The 18,831-nt window shown below is 74.5% G+C and carries 17 protein-coding genes; 5 read left to right on the top strand and 12 right to left on the bottom strand.

The window, feature by feature from the left end; all coding sequences use genetic code 11:
- Positions 1–6: 6 nt before the first annotated feature.
- The 4 genes from O2W20_RS05345 to O2W20_RS05330 all read right to left on the bottom strand — a co-directional run bounded on the left by O2W20_RS05345 (position 7) and on the right by O2W20_RS05330 (position 4,175).
- A complete protein-coding gene (locus O2W20_RS05345; protein WP_269170695.1) occupies positions 7–510 on the bottom strand; it encodes a DUF6912 family protein in 504 nt (167 codons plus the stop codon).
- A gap of 122 nt (positions 511–632) precedes the next feature.
- The gene (locus O2W20_RS05340) at positions 633–2,027 is read right to left on the bottom strand and encodes a WS/DGAT/MGAT family O-acyltransferase (protein WP_269170694.1); all 1,395 of its coding nucleotides are present in this window, start codon (positions 2,025–2,027) and stop codon (positions 633–635) included.
- 106 nt (positions 2,028–2,133) lie between these two features.
- Positions 2,134–3,411: an AAA family ATPase gene (locus O2W20_RS05335; RefSeq protein WP_269170693.1), complete on the bottom strand. Its 1,278-nt coding sequence runs from the start codon at positions 3,409–3,411 to the stop codon at positions 2,134–2,136.
- Positions 3,411–4,175, bottom strand: a complete 765-nt coding sequence (locus O2W20_RS05330) for an SAF domain-containing protein (RefSeq protein ID WP_269170692.1) — start codon at positions 4,173–4,175, stop codon at positions 3,411–3,413. Before O2W20_RS05330 ends, O2W20_RS05335 begins: the two co-directional genes overlap by 1 nt.
- Positions 4,176–4,375: 200 nt before the next feature.
- Here O2W20_RS05330 and O2W20_RS05325 point away from each other — a divergent pair, with 200 nt between their 5' ends.
- Positions 4,376–4,621, top strand: a complete 246-nt coding sequence (locus O2W20_RS05325) for a helix-turn-helix domain-containing protein (protein ID WP_269170691.1) — start codon at positions 4,376–4,378, stop codon at positions 4,619–4,621.
- A 9-nt stretch (positions 4,622–4,630) separates the two neighbouring features.
- Here the strand turns inward: O2W20_RS05325 and O2W20_RS05320 are convergent, their stop codons facing one another.
- Positions 4,631–5,200, bottom strand: coding sequence for a hypothetical protein (locus tag O2W20_RS05320; protein ID WP_269170690.1), 570 nt, complete (start codon positions 5,198–5,200; stop codon positions 4,631–4,633).
- Positions 5,201–5,290: 90 nt separating this feature from the next.
- Here O2W20_RS05320 and O2W20_RS05315 point away from each other — a divergent pair, with 90 nt between their 5' ends.
- Both O2W20_RS05315 and O2W20_RS05310 read left to right on the top strand, forming a co-directional pair.
- Positions 5,291–6,022, top strand: coding sequence for a hypothetical protein (locus O2W20_RS05315; RefSeq protein WP_269170689.1), 732 nt, complete (start codon positions 5,291–5,293; stop codon positions 6,020–6,022).
- Positions 6,023–6,056: 34 nt separating this feature from the next.
- The gene (locus O2W20_RS05310) at positions 6,057–6,656 is read left to right on the top strand and encodes an Rv3235 family protein (RefSeq protein ID WP_269170688.1); all 600 of its coding nucleotides are present in this window, start codon (positions 6,057–6,059) and stop codon (positions 6,654–6,656) included.
- Between the two features lie 90 nt (positions 6,657–6,746).
- Here O2W20_RS05310 and secA read toward each other — a convergent pair whose 3' ends face one another.
- Complete coding sequence (gene secA / locus O2W20_RS05305; RefSeq protein WP_269170687.1) at positions 6,747–9,836, bottom strand: preprotein translocase subunit SecA; 3,090 nt, start codon at positions 9,834–9,836, stop codon at positions 6,747–6,749.
- Between the two features lie 87 nt (positions 9,837–9,923).
- Here secA and O2W20_RS05300 point away from each other — a divergent pair, with 87 nt between their 5' ends.
- Together O2W20_RS05300 and O2W20_RS05295 are read left to right on the top strand one after the other, a co-directional pair.
- Complete coding sequence (locus tag O2W20_RS05300; protein WP_269170686.1) at positions 9,924–10,376, top strand: TIGR03618 family F420-dependent PPOX class oxidoreductase; 453 nt, start codon at positions 9,924–9,926, stop codon at positions 10,374–10,376.
- A gap of 5 nt (positions 10,377–10,381) precedes the next feature.
- Entirely contained in the window at positions 10,382–10,936 is a 555-nt protein-coding gene (locus O2W20_RS05295; protein WP_269171006.1) for a GNAT family N-acetyltransferase, read from the top strand.
- Positions 10,937–11,120: 184 nt separating this feature from the next.
- Here O2W20_RS05295 and hpf read toward each other — a convergent pair whose 3' ends face one another.
- The 6 genes from hpf to ahcY form a co-directional block, all read right to left on the bottom strand.
- The gene (hpf, locus tag O2W20_RS05290) at positions 11,121–11,864 is read right to left on the bottom strand and encodes a ribosome hibernation-promoting factor, HPF/YfiA family (protein ID WP_269170685.1); all 744 of its coding nucleotides are present in this window, start codon (positions 11,862–11,864) and stop codon (positions 11,121–11,123) included.
- A 27-nt stretch (positions 11,865–11,891) separates the two neighbouring features.
- Entirely contained in the window at positions 11,892–12,803 is a 912-nt protein-coding gene (locus O2W20_RS05285; RefSeq protein WP_269170684.1) for a ComF family protein, read from the bottom strand.
- Positions 12,804–12,876: 73 nt separating this feature from the next.
- Positions 12,877–14,616, bottom strand: coding sequence for an LpqB family beta-propeller domain-containing protein (locus tag O2W20_RS05280; RefSeq protein WP_269170683.1), 1,740 nt, complete (start codon positions 14,614–14,616; stop codon positions 12,877–12,879).
- Positions 14,613–16,361: an MtrAB system histidine kinase MtrB gene (gene mtrB, locus O2W20_RS05275; protein ID WP_269170682.1), complete on the bottom strand. Its 1,749-nt coding sequence runs from the start codon at positions 16,359–16,361 to the stop codon at positions 14,613–14,615. Before mtrB ends, O2W20_RS05280 begins: the two co-directional genes overlap by 4 nt.
- A 19-nt stretch (positions 16,362–16,380) precedes the next feature.
- Entirely contained in the window at positions 16,381–17,088 is a 708-nt protein-coding gene (gene mtrA, locus O2W20_RS05270; protein WP_269170681.1) for an MtrAB system response regulator MtrA, read from the bottom strand.
- Between the two features lie 176 nt (positions 17,089–17,264).
- On the bottom strand, positions 17,265–18,749 hold the full coding sequence (gene ahcY / locus O2W20_RS05265; RefSeq protein WP_269170680.1) for an adenosylhomocysteinase: 1,485 nt from the start codon (positions 18,747–18,749) through the stop codon (positions 17,265–17,267).
- Positions 18,750–18,831: the final 82 nt, after the last annotated feature.

Raw genomic sequence — 18,831 nt, 5'->3', positions numbered from 1 at the left:
GACCGGTCAGAGCAGCTCGAGCGCCGGACCGATCTCCTGGGTCGCGTACCAGGCGAGCTCGTGCCCCTCCGCCTGGTCGACGACGAACTGCGCCTCTTCGCTGCCCAGGTCGGCCTCCAGCACGACGGCGACCGCCGCGCGGACGTCCGCCTCGGCCTCGGCTCCGTCGACGTGCGCGCTGGCGATGTCGCCGGTGGCCAGGTCGGCCGTGGTCCGCGCGGCGCCGGCGTCGGCGCCCTCGTCGTGGATGGGGGTCACCGAGGTGTCCGGGACGTCCGCGGCGAGCACCACCCGGCGGCGGGCGGCCAGCGGGTCGACGTCCATCAACCGGAGGCTCGCCCGCGCCGCGGCGAGCAGCGCGGCGTACTCGAGCTCCTCGTCGTCATCGCTCAGCTCGTAGAAGTCCCGCAGCTGCGGGGTGACCGTGAAGACCGTGTGCGGCCCCTCGAGTCGGCCCTCGTCGAGCAACCGCTGCAGCACGGTCGTCGTGGCCGGCAGGTACACGCGCACCGGTTCGCCTCCTCCTGGTCGACAGTTCCCAGCGACACCAACGCCGCCGACCCGACGATCTTCCCAGGCGCCGTTGTGTGGGCCCCGGACGCACGCCCGGGCCGGGGATCAACCGGCCTCCGTCAGCGCGACGCCTCCACCAGGTAGGCGATCTCCTGCTCGATGAGGTCGGCCAGGTCGTCGACGTCGCTGACGCTGTCCCGGTCCGCGTTCAGCCCGAAGTAGACGGTGCCGTCGTAGCTGGTCAGCCCGATCGCCAGCCCCTGCCCCCGGACCAGGGGCACCACCGGGTAGACCTCGACCATCCGCGCCGGGCCGGCGTAGAGCGGCACCTGAGGGCCGGGCACGTTGGTGACGACCAGGTTGAACAGCCGACGGGAGAGCCCGCTGGCGGCGCGGGCACCGAGGGCGTGCAGCGTCGGTGGGGCGAACCCGGAGAGGGCGCTGAGCGTGTCCGCCCCGACCGACTGCCCGCTGGGCGCCAGGCCGCGCATCGCGAAGCTGATCCGGGCCAGCCGCACCCGTGGGTTCGGCTCGCCCACCGGGAGGTCGACCAGGAAGGACCGGACCTCGTTGGCACCGCCGTCCTCCTCGGCCCGCACCGACACCGGCACCAGCGCGCGGACCGAGGAGCTGCCCACCACCGGCTCACCCCGGGAGAGGAGCCACTCCCGCAGCGCGCCGGTCACCGAGGTCAGCAGCACGTCGTTGACCGTGCCGCCGTGCGCCTTGCGCACCAGCCGCAGGTCGGCCAGGTCGGCGCGGGCGACGGCCACCCGGCGCTGCCGGCCGATGGGCGCGTTCAGCGGGCTGACCGGCGCCGGGGACACCGCGGTGCGCGCCACCGCGGTCACCAGCCCACCGGCCACCCCGGCGAACCGGGTCGCGGTGGCGCGCAGGTCGCCCGCCGCCGTGCGGGCGGTCTCGAGCACCGCCGACGGGCGCTGCAGGTACTCCTCCACCGCCTCCCAGACCAGGGCGGCCGACCCCGGCGGGCGGCGCGGGCGCCACTCGTCCGGTGCGGCCGGCGCGGGGTCTGCCTCCGGGTCCGGGTCGAGGATCACCTGCCCGATGTCGATCGCCCCGAGACCGTCGACGAGCGCTGGGTGGGTCTTGGTCACCACCGCCGTGCGGTCACCGGCCAGCCCCTCGACGAGGTACATCTCCCAGAGCGGCCGGCTGAGGTCCAGCGGCCGGGCGGTCAGCCGGGCGACCAGGTCCAGCAACTGCTCCTCGGTGCCGGGCCGGGGCAGCGCGGAGCGTCGGACGTGGTACGTCACGTCGAAGTCGGGGTCGTCGACCCAGGCCGGGTTCGCCAGGTGGCCGGGCACCTCGAGCACCTTCTGCCGGTACCGGGGCACCAGTGGCAGCCGGGCGCGCACCAGTTCGATCAGGGCGTCGTGGTCCAGCGTCCCGGACGGGCACTCCAGGACCAGCACCGCACCGACGTGCATGGGCGTGCCCGGTTCCTCCAGGTACAGGAAGGACGCGTCCAACGCGGTGAGCCGTTCGACCAACGTGACCTCCCTCACTGGTGCCGGGTCCACGCTACGGCCCCGGCATCACGACCGGTCAGCCCACCCCCGCCCGGCCCGGCAGGTGCAACGGTCGGGGCGGCACGGCTCAGCGCGAACGCCGACGCCGCCCGGCCGGCTCGGTGACCCCGCTGAGCTGGGCGGCCAGCGTGCGCAGCCCCGTGCGCAGCGGGGAGGCGGGGGCCACCTCGGCCAGGGTCCGTCCGGCCGCCAGGGCGGCATCGGTGGCCCGCCGGTCGGCCGGCAGGAAGGCCCGGACCTCGCGGCCGGCGAAGCGGCTCAGCGCACCGGCGATCTCCTGCCGCGCGTCGCCGGGCACCGGACCCCGGCGCAGCTGGTTGACCACCACGACCGGCTCCACGTCCGGGAGCGCCTCGCGCAGCTCGGCCAGCGCCCGGACGGTGCGCTGGAGAGCGACCGGGTCGGCTCCGCCGACGCAGAGGACCACGTCGGCCTCCTCGACCACGGTGAGGGTGGCTCCGTTCCGGCGTGGCGCGGCGGTGTCGAAGGAGAGCTCCTCGTCCTCCTCCAGGCAGAACCCGCAGTCGACCACGGTCAGCGAGGCCAGCCGCCGAGCCTCCTCGAGCACCACCGCGACCGCCTGCGGCCGCAGCTCGGGCCACCGGTCGGCCCGGGCCAGCCCGGTCAGCACCCGCAGGTCCGGGTGCACCGCCCAGGCCAGTCTCGCCAGCGCCGCGACGTCCAGCGTCCCGGCCGCCGCCTGCCGGGCGGCCGCTGCCACGCCGGGGGACTCGTCCAGCAGGCCGAGCACCTGCGCGACCACACCGCCGTACACGTCCCCGTCCACCAGCAGCGTGGAGACCCCGAGGCGGGCCGCCTCGTCGGCGAGCCCGACGGCCACGGTGGTGCGACCGGGCGCGCCCGTCGGGCCCCAGACCGCCACGACCCGGCCCCGGCCGGCCGGGCGGGCCGACTCCTCGGGCGGCAGCCCCAGCACGGGCAGCGCCGACCGCGGGTCGCCGACCTCGTGGCCACCCACCGGCCCGCCGCGCACGGCGTCCCGGAGCGCGCGGGCGATCTCCTCGGCCGGGGCGTCGGCGGGCAGCACCCGGACGACGCCGAGCTGGCGGAGCCGGTCGGTCGCCCGGGTGTCCCCGGGTTCGACCAGCCCGACGACCGCGATGCCGGCGGCGGTCAGCCGGGCCACCGCCGTGCCGTCCAGCCGGCGCAGCTCGGCCGACAGCAGCGCCGCCTGACCGGTGCCGGTCGTCGCGGCGGCCAGCAGGTCGGCGACGTCGACGCAGCGCCGGACGACGGTGACCCCGTGGTCCTCGCGGTCCAGCGCCCCGACGAGCTCGGACTCCCAGGACGCGCCGGTCACCGCGGTGAAGACCTGCAGGGCCATCAGTCCACCGGCCCGGCCGGGACGACTGCGGACGGTGTGTCGCTGCGGTCGGCCGTGGGCCCACCCGTGCCGGGTGGAGCCTCGACGGAGTTCCGGACCACGACCACCAGGCCGCGCCCCCGGATCGAGGCGAGCACGTCGGCGGCGTCCTCGGCCGGCACGGCGACGACCACCTGCACCGTCGACGTGGCCGTGGAGAGGACGCCGTCCCCACGCCCGGTGACCGCCTGCACCGGTGCAGCCGCGACCACGACGTCCACCCCGCCGCCGGTCGGCGCGGACCCGCCCACCACCGGGTCGGCCACGGCGTAGACGTCGACCACCTGCCCGCGGTCGAGCCCGGGCGGGACGTAGCCGGCCTGCACCGGGAGCGCGAGCTGCACCAGGTCACCCGGCTCCTCGAGCACCGATCGCGGCAGGAGCTCTCCGCCCCGCACCGCGCGGGCGAGCACCCGCCCCGCCGGGCGGGTGCTGGTGGCCAGGTAGGCCTCCGCGACGTCGTCCAGCCGGACGGAGACCGGGACCAGGTCGGCCTCGGACAGCACCGTGCCGGCCGCCAGGTCGCCGGCAGCCGACCAGACGGGCACGGTGGCGTCCGCAGCCGTCACCACCCGGGCGCCGACCAGGACCGAGCCCAGTACGAGCAGCACCCCGAGCACCAGCCGCAGGTCCAGCCAGCGGGGCGGGCGGACCCGACGCGCCGCCGGGCAGGGTGGAGCCGTGTCGGCGCGCACGGTGGACGGCGCCACGGTGGGCGCGCTCATCGGTCGGTCATCCCTCGCCCTGTCTGTCCGTCTCGGGCCGGTCACCCGGCTGACCTCGCCGTACGCGGTCGCGGAGGGGGATCATGACCGAGGGACGAGCCGGTGCGCAGCGGTTGTCCACACCTTCGGGTGGACCATCCGGGCCCCTTTCACCCGACTGCCACACTGGCGGGCACCTTCGACGGGAGAACTCCGACCCCATGGCCACCCAGCGCTTCCTGACCCTCGACGACGTCGCGGAGATCCTCAACGTCTCCTGGTCACAGGCCTACGCGCTGGTGCGCCGCAAGGAGCTGATCGCCATCCAGATCGGCGGTCGGGGTCAGTGGCGGGTCGAGAAGGACGAGCTGGAGCGCTTCATCCAGCAGAAGTACGCCGAGGCGCGCTCGTCCGCCGTCGCCGAGGAGCCGGCCGCCGACGACGCCGAGGTGGACTCCGCGCGCTGAGCGAGCCGCTCAGCCGGCCGCCGGCTCCGACGTCCGGAGCGCGACGAGCGCGTCCAGCGGCACCGCCCGGACCCCGGTGACCGCCCCACGGCGCCGGGGCTGGTCGATCGGGTGCTCGGCCACCTCCAGGAAGTCCGCCCCGACCCGGTCGACGGTCCCCGCCAGGACGGCGCCGTCCACCAACAGGCAGTGCAGTGCGGCCCGGTCCCGGGCCAGTGCCCGAGCCGCCCGGCGGAGGTCCAGGGCCCGGTCCACGACACCGGCCGTGTCGGCCACGGCGGTCACGGCGGTGAGCCCGGAGACGGCGCTCACCGCCCCCAGCGCGACCAGCACCTCGCGACGCTGGTGATCGACCAGCAGCACCCAGTCGACGCCGACGTCGACGAGCCGGCCGGTGAGCTCACCGGCACCGCGGGAGCTCAGCGAGACCTCCTGCCCGGCCGAGCCCCGTAGCCGGTCGGCCAGCCGGATCCGTCCGTGCTCGGCGCGTGCCCGGGACGCCTCGTCGCCCTGCTGGACGGCGGCCTCCTGCTCGGCCAACTGGCCCTCGAGGTCGGCGAACAACTGCTCCCAGCGCATGACCGGAGGTTAGCCCGTCCACAGATCCTTGCGTTTGGTTGCGTTTGCTTCGATTGGTGGTGTTTGGTCCTCCTTGTGAGCGGAGCGGGCATGTCGGCAGTGCGCTGGGCGGTGACGGCGCCGGCGTTCGCCCTGGTCGCCGGTGGCCTGCGCCGGCTGGGGTCGGAGCCGGGGACGATCCGCGCTGCGCTGGACGATCCCCAGCGGCTGGTCGACACCGCCGGGGCGGACGCCCTCGTGCTGGTGGCGGTGACCGCCCTGGCGTGGCTCTGCTGGGCCTGGGGCGCACTCGGCCTGCTGCTGACCGCAGCCACCGCGGCGCCCGGCCTGGCCGGCCGGACGGCCGGGGTGCTGCTGCGCGGGGTGCTGCCGGCCGGCGCCCGGCGGGTCGCGGCGATCGCGATCGGGGTCGGCCTCAGCACTGCGGCGCCCATCGCGCTGCCCAGCGGTCCGGGTCCCCTCGCCGTCGCCTCGGCCGAGACGAGCCCCGCCACCGCCGGCTGGCCGTCGGGGCCTGCGGCACCCGTCGTGCAGCCCGACTGGCCGGACGCACCGGCGGCGGCGGAACGCACAGCCCCGGCGGAGGACGCAGCCCGGGCGCCCGACTGGCCGGGGCCGGAGACCGGCGACCACGTCGTCCTCCGCGGCGACTGCCTCTGGGACATCGCTCGCGACTGGCTCACCGACCGCCATGCCGAGCAGCCGGTCACCGACGCCGAGGTCGCCGCCGCCGTGCAGGCGTGGTGGGCGGCCAACGCCACCGTCATCGGCCCCGACCCGGACCTGCTGCTGCCCGGTCAGGTGCTGCGGCCTCCCACCTGACCCGCCCCCGATCCGCCTTCCCGAGGAGACACCGATGACCGCCGCGCCGCAGCTCTCTCCCGCACCACCTGCTCCCCCGTCGTCCGAGCCGCTGACCGCTGCGCCGGCGTCGGCCCCCCGGCGGCTGCAGCTCGTCGTCGTCCGCACCCCCGGACCTCCCCTGCAGGAGGAGGGCCTGCCGGTGCGGCTGCTGGTCCCGGGCCGGCGCACACCACGGCCGACACCTCCGCCCGGCCCGCGGCCCCGGTTGGACCGGCCGGCCCGGCCGGCCGGTGACGCGGCGGACTTCGGGCCGGCCTGGACGCGCCGGGCCGAGCTGCCCGACCCGCAGGCCGTCGGCCGCCGACTGGTCACCCTCACCCTGGAGGCGTTCGCCGGCCGCCGGCCGATCAGCCAGCTGCAGTCCCTGGTGAGCCCAGCGCTGTTCCAGGCCCTCAGCGGGCGTCGCCGCCCGCGCTGGTGCACCGAGGGGACCGCTCCACTGCTGCTGAGCTCGGTACGGGTCTGCGAACCGGTGGACGGGGTGGCCGAGATCAGCGCCGTGGCCCGGCGCGGCGGCCGGGCGCATGCGGTCGCCGCCCGGCTGGAGGGGGTGGACGGGCGCTGGCGGTGCACGGCCCTGCAGGTCGGCTGACCGGCTCCCCACCCGGTGGCGCGGGTCCCGGACCACCCGGCGACGCCCCGCCGACCAGGTGGTCAGCGGGGCGTCGCCGGGTTCAGTGCGTCAGCCTGCGACGCCGTGGCACTGCTTGTACTTCTTGCCCGAGCCACACGGGCAGGGCGCGTTGCGGGGGGTCTCCTTGGTGCCGGTGACGGTCGCCGTCTTCGCCGCCTTGGCCCGGCCACCGTCCTTGGGCGACGCGTCCAGGCTGGGGGCGCTGTAGCTCAGCTCCGTCTGGTCCGGGGCCTCCAGGCCCTTGACGTCCAGCTCCGGCCCGGTGCCCGTGGACGCCGGCGCCGCCGACTCCGTGGGCGCCGGCGCGGCAGCCGCCGCGGGGGCGGCCTTGCGGGTGCGCCGGGCCGAGCTCGTCGTCCCTCCGCCGTTGGACGTCGGCGCAGCAGCCGGCACGGCCGGAGCCGTGCCGTTGCCGTCCGCTGCAGGGGCGACCGGCTCGGCGGCCGGTGCGGTGGACTCGGCCGGCGGGGTCGGCGCGGCCGGCTCCGCGGGAGCGGCCGGCGCGGCCGGGGCAGCGGCCGCCGCCTGGGCTGCGGCGGCGGCCTGCCGGGCCAGCACGCGCTGGGTCCCGGCCTGCGCCCGGGAGAGCGCCTCCGCCTCGGCGGCCGCCTGCTTCTGCGCGGCCTCCGCTGCCTGCTGCTCCTTGGTCTTGACCTCGAGGTTGAAGAGGAAGCCGAGCGACTCCTCCTTGATCCCGTCGAGCATCGCGTTGAACATGTCGTAGCCCTCGCGCTGGTACTCCACGACCGGATCGCGGTTGGCCATCGCACGCAGGTGGATGCCGGCCCGCAGGTAGTCCATCTCGTAGAGGTGCTCGCGCCACTTGCGGTCCAGCACCGTGAGCAGCACCCGCCGCTCGAGCTCGCGCATCACCTCGGAACCGAGCGCCTCCTCGCGGGCGGCGTAGGCGGTGTGCACGTCGGCGAGCAGCTCCTCCTTCAGCACGTCCGCGGTCAGCGCCGCCTGGTCGCCATCGGCGACCCGGTCGAGCAGCTCCTGCCGGTCCAGGCCCACCGGGTACAGCGCCTTGAGGCCGGCCCACAGCTGCTCGAGGTCCCAGTCCTCGGCGTAGCCGGTCTCGGTCGCACCGCTGACGTAGGCGATGACGACGTCGTCGACCATCGTCTGCACCTGCACGTGCAGGTCCTCGCCGTCGAGCACCTTGCGACGCTCGTCGTAGATGACCGTGCGCTGCCGGTTGAGCACCTCGTCGTACTTGAGGACGTCCTTGCGGACCTCGTGGTTCTGCTGCTCGACCTGCGTCTGCGCGGACAGGATCGCCCGGCTGACCATCTTGGACTCGATCGGCTGGTCGTCGGGGACCCGCAGGGTGGTCATCATCGACTCGAGCATCGGGCCGTTGAACCGGCGCATCAGGTCATCGCCGAGTGACAGGTAGAACCGCGACTCCCCCGGGTCGCCCTGGCGCCCGGATCGACCACGCAACTGGTTGTCGATCCGCCGGCTCTCGTGCCGCTCGGTGCCCAGCACGTACAGGCCACCGGCCTCGGTCACCTGGTCGTGCTCGGTCTTGACCTGCGCCTTGGCCGACGCGAGGGCGTCGTCCCAGGCGGCCTCGTACTCCTCCGGGGTCTCTGCCGGGGACAGCCCCTTGGCGCGCAGCTCCTCGTCGGCGATGAACTCGGCGTTGCCGCCGAGCTGGATGTCGGTGCCGCGGCCGGCCATGTTGGTGGCGACGGTGACGGCGCCGAGCCGCCCGGCCATCGCGATGATCGACGCCTCCCGGGCGTGGTTCTTCGCGTTGAGCACCTCGTGCGGGATGCCCCGCTTGAGCAGGTACTTGCTCAGCAGCTCGGACTTCTCCACGCTCGCGGTGCCGACCAGCACCGGCTGACCCGCCTCGTGCCGCTCGGCGATGTCCTCGACGACGGAGTCGAACTTGGCCTTCTCCGTCTTGTAGATGACGTCGGCGCGGTCGGCACGGACCATCGGCCGGTTCGTCGGGATCGGCACGACGCCGAGGGAGTAGGTCTGGTTGAGCTCGGCGGCCTCGGTCTGGGCCGTGCCGGTCATCCCGGAGAGCTTTTCGTAGAGCCGGAAGTAGTTCTGCAGGGTGATCGTGGCGAGAGTCTGGTTCTCGTCCTTGATCTTCACCCGCTCCTTGGCCTCGATGGCCTGGTGCATGCCCTCGTTGTAGCGCCGGCCCGACAGAACTCGACCGGTGAACTCGTCGACGATGAGGACCTCGCCGTCGGTGACGATGTACTGCTGGTCCTTCTTGTAGAGCTCCTTGGCCTTCAGCGCGTTGTTCAGGTAGCTGATCAGCGGGGTGTTGGCGGCCTCGTAGAGGTTCTCGATGCCGAGCTGGTCCTCGACGAACTCCACGCCCTCCTCGGTGATGGAGATCGTCCGCTTGGCCTCCTCGACCTCGTAGTGCCGGTCACGCCTCATCAGCGGGGCGATGCGGGCGAACTCGCCGTACCACTTGGCGCTCGTCTCGGCCGGGCCGCTGATGATCAGCGGGGTGCGCGCCTCGTCGATGAGGATCGAGTCGACCTCGTCGACGATGGCGAAGGCGTGACCGCGCTGCACCAGGTCGCCCTTGCTCCAGGCCATGTTGTCGCGCAGGTAGTCGAAGCCGAACTCGTTGTTCGTGCCGTGGGTGATGTCGGCGGCGTACTGCTGCCGGCGCACGTCGGGCTTCTGGCCGGACACGATCGTGCCGACCGACAGGCCCAGGAAGCGCTGCACCCGGCCCATCCACTCGGCGTCGCGCTGGGCCAGGTAGTCGTTGGTGGTGATCACGTGCACGCCGTCGCCGCTGAGCGCGTTCAGGTAGGCCGGCAGCACACCGGTCAGGGTCTTGCCCTCACCGGTCTTCATCTCGGCGATGTTGCCCAGGTGCAGCGCGGCACCGCCCATCAGCTGCACCCGGTAGTGCCGCTGGCCCAGCGTGCGGGTGGCCGCCTCGCGGACCACGGCGAACGCCTCGGGGAGCAGGTGGTCCAGGGTCTCCCCGTCGCCGTAGCGCTCCTTGAACTCATCGGTCTTCGCGCGCAGCTCGGCGTCGGTCAGATCGGTGACGTCGGGCTCGAGGGCCTCCACCGCGTCGGCGATCTTCGTCAGCCGTCGGACGATCTTGCCCTCACCGGCACGCAGGATCTTGTTGAACACCACGACCCCAGCGTAGGCGGCGCGGCTGTGAACCGGTCCCGGCGCGGCCGAGCGTCCTGCCCGGACCGCCGGACTCGTACCCTCCGCGACGTGTCCTCTGCCGCAGACTCCGCACCTCCCCCGCTGCTCGGACCGGGGGTGGTGGCCTTCTTCACCGAGCGGCACCTGGCCACGCTCACCACGCTGCGCGCCGACGGCAGCCCGCACGTAGTGCCGGTCGGCGTCACCCTCGACGCCGCCACCGGCACCGCCCGGGTGATCACTTCCGGCACCTCGGCGAAGGTCCGGCACGTGCGGGGCGGGCAGGCGCAGGGCGGGCCGGCCCGGGTGGCCGTCTGCCAGGTCGACGGCAAGGTGTGGACGACGCTGGAGGGGACGGCGGTGGTGCGCGAGGACGCCGGTTCCGTCGCCGAAGCCGAGGCCCGGTACGCCGTCCGCTACCAGCAGCCACGGGTCAACCCGGCCCGGGTCGTGCTGGAGATCTCGATCGACCGGGTGCTGGGCAACGCCGAACGCTGGCGGGGTCCCGAGGAGCCGCAGTGACCGGGATGGACCTGCGCAGCATCGACCTGACCACGGAAGTCGTGCGCACCGACCGGCTGGTGCTGCGCCCCTTCCGCGAGGACGACGTCGAGCCGGTGTGGACCGCCTGCCAGAGCCCGGACATCGCCCGCTGGATCTCCGCCGTCTCGGTGCCCTACACCCGCGCGGACGCAGCCGCCTGGGTCACCGGCGAGGCCCCGGCCATGCGCCGCGAGGGCACCGGCCTCACCGTGGCGATCGAGGCCGAGGGGCGGTTCGTCGGATCCGCCGGCGTGCACCGGATCGGCCAGCACCCGCTCGGCCCAGAGGTCGGCTACTGGATCGCCCCGGATGCCCGCGGCAGCGGGTACGCCGCGGAGGCGGCACACGCGCTGGCCGAGTGGGCGCTCGGCCTCGGCGCCCCGCGGGTGTACCTGGTCGCCGACGTGCTCAACACCGGCTCGCAGCACGTGGCCAGGAGAGCCGGGTTCACCCAGGAGGGCGTGCTGCGCTCCTACCTGGCCTACCGGGACGGCAGCCGGGGCGACGCCGCGGTCTTCTCCCGACTGCCGGGCGACTGACGCCGCCCGAGGGCCGACCCGCCTGGCCGACCGTTGAGCCGCGTCACGCCCCGGCTCAACGCACGCCGACCCGGCTCAACCCACCTGGTGGCGCCCTGAACCGAGATCAGTCGACCCGGCACGGTCGCTGAACGGCGAGGAGCCGCCCTCCGCGGTGCGGAGGGCGGCTCGCCGGGGCAGCGGGTCAGGCGTGCGCGGGCTGGAGGTCCCCCGCCGCCGCGGATGCCGCGACGGCGGCGGCCGGAGCCGCGCTGTCCTCGGCGTCGGCCGGGGCGCCGAGCCGGATCAGCCCGTAGTCGAAGGCGTGCCGCCGGTAGACGACCGAGGGCACGCCGGTGTCGGCGCAGAGGAAGAGGAAGAAGTCGTGGCCGACGAGCTCCATCTCGTAGAGGGCCTGGTCGATGTGCATCGGGGTGGCCGGGTGCACCTTCTCCCGGACGATCCGGCCGGGCAGGTGCTCGTCCAGGTCGGTCACCAGAGGGCCGTCGGCCAGCGCGGCCTCGACGTCGGCTGACCCCGTCCCGTCCGGCTCCCCGACGGGGGCACTGCCCACCCCGTCGAGCACCGGCTCCTCGACCGTGGGGACGCCGTCGATCCGCACGCTCGGTGGCGTGCGCCGGCCGTGGTGCACGCGACGACGGTCGTTGGCCCGCCGCATGTGGTTCTCGAGCTTGCCGGCCGCGAGTTCCAGCGCGGCGTAGAAGTCAGGGGCTGACGCCTCGGCGCGGGCCACCGGCCCCTTGCCCCGCAGCGTGATCTCCACGCGCTGGGCGTTGGCTGTCTGCCGAGGGTTCTTCTCGTGCAGCAGCTCCACGTCGATGCGGATGACCTTGCCGTCGAACCGCTCCAGCTGGCCGACCTTGTCCTCCACCTTCTGGCGGAAGTGCTCGGGCACCTCGACGTTACGACCACGGACCACGATCTCCATGGGACCTCCCAGTTGAGCGGGGTGTGATCAACCCGACGCTAGACGCTGTACCCCGGTCCCGACAGTGGAAGCAGGGTCCGGGCCCGCTCCACCTCGACCACGCACCGTGAACGACCCAGGTGGCGCCGCGGCGAACGGCCGATGGACCCGTCGTGGAGTCGCCGCGACGACCGCGGCCACCACCGGCGTGTCCCGCCACGGCGTGTCCTCGGCCCCGGCGAGTGCCCGGGCCCCCTCGGTCAGGGTCGCTCCGCTGGTGACGACGTCGTCCACGAGCACCAGCCGGCCACCTGCGGGCACCCCGGCCCACGCCCGGTGCCCGGCGGGCAGCACGCGGAACCGGCCGGCCAGGTTGGCCCGCCGGGCGGCGGCGTCCAGGCCGGCGGAGTCCCGGGTGCGCCCGGCCCGCCCCCGCAGCCTGCCCAGCACCGGCGCCGTCCGGGAGGGCACGCCGGCTGCCCGCAGCTCGGCCACGGCGCGGTCGGCCAGTTCCCGCACGTGGTCCCGGCCCCGCTGGCGCACCGCCGCCGCCGAGCTCGGCACCGGGACGAGGACGACGGGCGCGGTCGCCGGCCCGGCCGCACCGGCCAGCACGACGCCGACGGCCAGCGCCAGCGCCGTGCCCAGCGGCCCGGCCAGCTCGGCCCGGCCGTGCTCCTTGAAGGCCAGCACCGCGGGGCGCACCGGCCCGGCGTAGGCGCCGGCCGCCACGGTCGGCGGGAAGCCGGGCGGGTGCCGCCGCGGCTCGGCCAGCCGGGGTCGGGTGAGCCGACGCCGGCAGGCCGGGCACAGGACGTCGCCGGGCCGCGCGCAGCCGGCGCAGCTGCGGGGCAGGACCAGGTCGGCCAGTGCCCAGCTCCCGGCCCGCAGCACCCCGGCCACCCCGCCGCCCCCGTCCATGTCGCCGGCGCTGACCATGCCGGCAGCCTGCCGGTCCACGGCCGGATCCCGGTCACACGGCACGGCGCTGGGGACCCGGGGGAACGTGAGGACGACGGCCGGCGCCGCCCGGTCACATCGGGTAGAAGGGCGCCCCTCCGGGCAGCGGCTCGGCCCCGCGCACGGCGGTGACCCAGTTGCCCCCGGGCAGCTGCCACAGCGTGCCGCCGGCGCTGACCAGGGGTTGACGCCCCGGTGCGGCGGCGACGCCGGTCGGCTGCGCGGGCAGCCCCGAGGTGGTCAGCTCACTGAGCCCCCAGCCGTCGACGCTCACCTCGTAGGGCACGGTGCGCCCGGTGCTCGGGTCACCGGCCAGCAGGAGCAGCGACCCGGCGTTCCGCCAGGCGACGTCCACGACCTGCCGGATCGCGGGGGCGACCGACCGCAGGTCCCGGACACTGACCGCGTCCTCGGCCCGGACGACCGTCCCGACGTAGAGCTGCCCGCCCTCGGGGCCGTCGATCACCACGGCGGCCCGCAAGCCGTCCGGGGAGAGCTGGAACGTGGTCGCCCGGCCGAGTCCGGGCAGCGTGGGGGCGCTGACGGTCTGCGGCGCCCCACCCTCGGGCAGCCTGATCACCTCGGAGCCGTCCCGCACGGTCCACACCTCGGCCCGGGTGCCGGCCGTCGTCGGCTCGGTGAAGCTGTTGCCGGTCAGCGCGGGCACCAGCTCCCCGCCGTACTGACCGGCGTACAGCGTGGCCGGCGCTCCCGACGGCGAGACCGAGGTCGACACCCCGGCGGTGAGCCCCAGCGCACCGGTCCGGCCGTCGACCGAGACCGCCGCCGACTCCAGGCCGTACACCCCCTCCCCCGCGGGCCCGGGTGCGGCGCTGCCGTCGGAGGCGCGACGCAGCGCACCGTCGGCCACGTAGTGCCCGACCGCGTCGGCCGGGACGACGTCGGGGTCGTACTGCTGCCAGTCGTCGACCCGCTGTTCCTCGGGCACGTCCGGCAGGCCGAGCTCCTGCCCGTCACGCAGCACCACCACCGAGGTCACGTCCAGCTGGTCCAGGGACCAGACCAGCTGTGCGGAGGCCGCTTGCAGGGTCGCGTCGTCGACGTCGGCGGGGAAGGTGAGGTCGACCGTCGCCGTCCGGCCGGAGGTGCTCACCGTGCTGCGCAGCTCCGCACCGGCCAGCGGGTTGAGCACACCGGCGGAGATCTGCGGGGACGGGCCGTCGAGCAGGCGCTCGACGAGCGTGTTCGGCTGGGCACCGCCCTCGACCAGGTAGCGGGGGTCGGGGACCACCCGGGTGCCGGACTGGTCGAGGAAGTAGGCGTCGACGGGTTCGTAGGTGCGGGCGAAGTCCGGCTCGAGCATCAGCAGCCCATCGGGCGGGTCGCTGATCCGCCACTCCCCCGACTCGTCGGTGAGCGTGAAGCTGTGGTTGTAGACCTCCCCGGTGCCGACGGTGAAGCTGCCGCGTTGGTCGACGGTGCCGACCTGGGCGGCGGTGACCTCCACGACGCCGGGTGCGGTGCGCACCGGTGCGTAGTCGCCGCTGATGACGGTGAGCCCCTCCGTGTCGCGCCAGGCCGTCGCGGCCTCCTCGGTCAGGTACTGGCGGGCCACCGGGTGGTTGCGGACGGTGCTGGCGTTGGCGTCGATGAACCCACGGACGACCTCCTCCGGGGTCGCGCCCGGCACCGGCGCCGGCGGCTCGATGCCGACAGCGCCGGCCGGCGGGGCGGCCGCCTGGGTGATCCGCACCGTCGGGGAGCTGCTGGGCACGGTGCTGCAGCCGGCCAGCACGGACACCGCGAGCAACGCGACGAGTGGGGCCAGGCGGCCGGCGCGGGGGCCGGTCACGACGCGCCCCCGACGAGGCGCGTGGGCGCCGGTCGCAGCGGGAGCGGGGAACTGGCCAGGTCGGCGCCGGCGGTCAGCGGCAGGGTGAGCCGGAACTGGGCACCCTGCCCGGGCTGGCCCCACACCTGCAGCCAGCCACCGTGCAGCCGGGCGTCCTCGAGACTGATCGACAGGCCGAGGCCGCTGCCGCCCACGGTCCGCATCCGGGAGGGGTCGGCGCGCCAGAACCGGTCGAACACGTGCTGGGCCGCCACCGGGTCCAGGCCGACCCCGTGGTCGCGCACCGTGATCGCCGTCGCCGACCGGTTGGCGGCCAGGGTGATCTCGACGGGCTGACCCTGCCCGTGCTCGATCGCGTTGCCGATCAGGTTGCGCAGCACCCGCTCCACCCGTCTCCCGTCCACCTCCGCGATGACCGCCGACGCCGGGACGTCGACCTCCAGCGTGCAGCCGTGCCGCTCGGCGAGCACGGTCATCCCGGCGGCGACCCGCTCGACCAGCGGGCCGAGGTCCTGCGCCTCCGCCTCGAGCGTCGCCGCACCGGCGTCGTACCGGCTGATCTCCAGCAGGTCGGTCAGCAGCCCCTCGAAACGGTCCAGCTCCGCCCGGAGCAGCTCCGCGGAGCGGGCGACGGCCGGGTCGAAGTCCGCGCGCGCCTCGTGCAGCACGTCCGCCGCCATCTGCACGGTGGTCAGCGGCGTGCGCAGCTCGTGCGAGACGTCGGAGGTGAACCGCTGCTGCAGGTGCGACAGCGCCTCCAGCTGGGTGATCTGCTTCTGCAGGCTCTCGGCCATCGCGTTGAAGCTGGTGGCCAGCCGCGCCAGGTCGTCCTCGCCGCGCACGGCCAGCCGCTCCTCCAGGTGCCCGGCCGCCAGTCGCTGCGCGCCTCCGGCGGCGCGGCGCACCGGGCCGACGACCAGCCGCGTCACCAGCACACCGATGCCCACGACGAACAGCACGAGCGCCGTCCCGCTGATCACCACGGTGCTGCGGATCAGCCCCAGGCTCTCCTGCTCCTGGTCCAGCGGGAAGGCGAAGTAGACCTCCACCCGGTCGCCGCTGCGGGCGTCGGTGGGCACGGGCGCGCCCACCACCAGGGTGGGCACGGGTTCACCCTGCGCACCGGGCACCTCCGCGTACCGGTAGGCCGGTGACCCGTCGGCCACCTCCGCACGCAGGTCGGCCGGGAGGGCGGGGTAGATCTCCAGCCGGCTCCACGCCGGACGTTCCTGGTCGCCGGAGCCGTAGACCATCACGACGTCGAAGTCACCGGCTGCACCACCCCGGGACGTCAGCCCGGTGACCGTGCGGGCCAGCGTGGACCGCACGCTCGCCGAGTCACCGGTGGCGATGCCGCTGACCTCGGTCTGGGCGTACGCCACCCCGTTCAGCGCCTGATCGATGGCGGCGTCGCGCTTGACCCGGAGCAGCTGGTCGCTGATCTGGCTGAACAGCACCAGGCTCACGATCACCACGACCGTGCTGGCCACCAGCATGGTGATGGCGCCGATCCGCACCTGCAGCGAGGACCGCCAGGCGTGCAGCGCGCGGCGCAGGGCACGCCCCCCGACCACCACTGCGCGCCGCCGCGTGCGGCGCACCCGGCGGCGGACCCGTGCAGACGGCGGACGACGGGCAGGCCGGGACCCGGGCGCGCCGGCGGCGGCACTGCCCGGCGCCGCCACGCCGGCCCGGTCGGCGGCCGGTTCCCCGGTGGGGGTGCTCACGACCGGCGGGGTGCTCACGACCGGCAGGGTGCCCACGTCACGGCGGGCCGGCCTTGTAGCCCACCCCGCGGACGGTGAGGACCACCTCGGGCTTCTCCGGGTCGCGCTCCACCTTCGCGCGCAACCGCTGGACGTGCACGTTCACCAGCCGGGTGTCGGCCGCGTGCCGGTAACCCCAGACCTGTTCGAGCAGCAGCTCCCGGGTGAAGACCTGCCGGGGCTTGCGGGCGAGGGCCACCAGCAGGTCGAACTCCAGCGGGGTCAGTGCGATCGGCTCGCCGTCCCGGGTGACCTGGTGCGCCGGGACGTCGATCTGCACGTCGCCGATGGCCAGGGTCTCCGCCTGACCGCTCTCCCCACGGCGCAGCTGTGCCCGCACCCGCGCCACCAGCTCGACCGGCTTGAACGGCTTGGTCACGTAGTCGTCGGCCCCGGCCTCCAGGCCCTGGACGACGTCGATCGTGTCGCCCTTGGCGGTCAGCATCACGATCGGCACGGTGGACTGGGTGCGGATGTCGGCGCAGATCTGCAGGCCGTTGCGGCCGGGCAGCATCAGGTCCAGCAGGACCAGGTCCGGGCGGACCTGGTGGAAGGTCGCCACGGCCCGTGCCCCGTCGGAGACGAACGCCGGCTCGTAGCCCTCCCGGCGCAGCACGATGCCCAGCATCTCGGCGAGGGCGGCGTCGTCGTCGACGACGAGGACGCGGCCGCGGCTGGTCCCGGCAGTGGGAGCTGAAGGTGGCACGGACCCATAATGCGTGACGAAGTCCACCCAGCGGTCCGCCCCGCCCGGGAGACTCCCCGGACGGAGCAGCCCGGGCCCCCTCGGGCCCGGGCTGCGACCAGGTGACGTGCTGGAGCGGCCACCCTTCAGGGGCCCGCGCCGAGCCTGCGAGGCGTGGGGGGAAGGGCGGTCCTTCCTCAGTAGCGGTAGTGGTCGCTCTTGTACGGGCCCTCGACCGGGACGCCGAGGTAGTCGGCCTGCACCTTGCTCAGCGTGGTCAGCTTCACCCCGAGGGCGTCCAGGTGGAGGCGGGCGACGTGCTCGTCGAGCTTCTTGGGGAGCACGGTGACGCCGGGGGTCTGGCCCTCGTAGGCGGCGCGGTTGCCCCACAGCTCGATCTGGGCCAGCGTCTGGTTGGAGAACGACGCGCTCATCACGAAGCTCGGGTGCCCGGTGGCGTTGCCCAGGTTCAGCAGCCGCCCCTCGGAGAGCACGATGATCGTGTGGCCGTCGGCGAACCGCCACTCGTCGACCTGCGGCTTGATCGTCGTCCGCACCACGCCCGGCGTGCGGGCCAGGCCGGCCATGTCGATCTCGTTGTCGAAGTGACCGATGTTGCCGATGATCGCCTGGTGCTTGGTCGAGGCCAGCTGCTCGGCGGAGATGATGTCCTTGTTGCCGGTCGTGGTGATGATGATGTCGGCCTTGCCGATCACCTCGTCGAGCGTGGTCACCTCGTAGCCGTGCATCGCCGCCTGCAGGGCGTTGATCGGGTCGATCTCGGTGACGATGACCCGGGCACCCTGGCCGCGCAGCGACTCCGCGCAGCCCTTGCCGACGTCGCCGTAACCGCAGACGACGGCGACCTTGCCGCCGATCATCACGTCGGTGGCGCGGTTCAGGCCGTCGATCAGCGAGTGCCGGCAGCCGTAGAGGTTGTCGAACTTGCTCTTGGTGACCGAGTCGTTGACGTTGATCGCCGGGAAGAGCAGCCGGCCCTCGCGGGCGAGCTCGTAGAGCCGCAGCACCCCGGTGGTGGTCTCCTCGGTGACGCCCTTGATGGCCGCACCGATCCGGGTCCAGCGCTGGTCGTCCTCGGTGAGGCTCGTGCGCAGCGCGTCGAGGATGACGCCGTACTCCTCGGAGTCGGCCTCGGTGGTGTCCGGGACGACGCCGTCGGCCTCGAAGCGGGTGCCGAGGTGCACGAGCAGGGTGGCGTCGCCGCCGTCGTCCAGCAGCATGTTCGGCCCGATGAGGGTGCCGTCGGCGTCGGTGAACTCGAACAGCCGCTGGGTGCACCACCAGTACTCCGGCAGGGTCTCGCCCTTCCAGGCGAAGACCGGCACGCCGGTGGGCTCCTCGGGGGTGCCGTCGCCGACGACGATCGCGGCGGCCGCGTGGTCCTGGGTGGAGAAGATGTTGCAGCTCACCCAGCGGACGTCGGCGCCGAGGGCGACCAGCGTCTCGATCAGCACGGCCGTCTGGATCGTCATGTGCAGCGATCCGGCGATGCGGGCGCCGGCCAGCGGCTGGGCGTCGCCGTACTCGGCGCGCAGCGCCATCAGGCCGGGCATCTCGTGCTCGGCGAGGGAGATCTCCTTGCGGCCGAAGCCGTGCAGGGAGAGGTCGGCGACCTTGAAGTCGCCGTCGGTCAGGGTGCGGGTGCCAGTGCTGGCGGTCATGTCGCTCCAGTGTCCGGCCCTGCCCGGGGCGGGCGGGCTCTGTCGGTCGCTGTGTCCCCGCGGCTGCGGGGCGAGCGAGCAT

The organism is Modestobacter sp. VKM Ac-2982, from assembly GCF_026967935.1.
Lineage (GTDB): Bacteria > Actinomycetota > Actinomycetes > Mycobacteriales > Geodermatophilaceae > Modestobacter.
The sequence above is the reverse complement of the archived record's forward strand: the minus strand, read 5'-3'. Positions and strand labels throughout refer to the sequence as shown.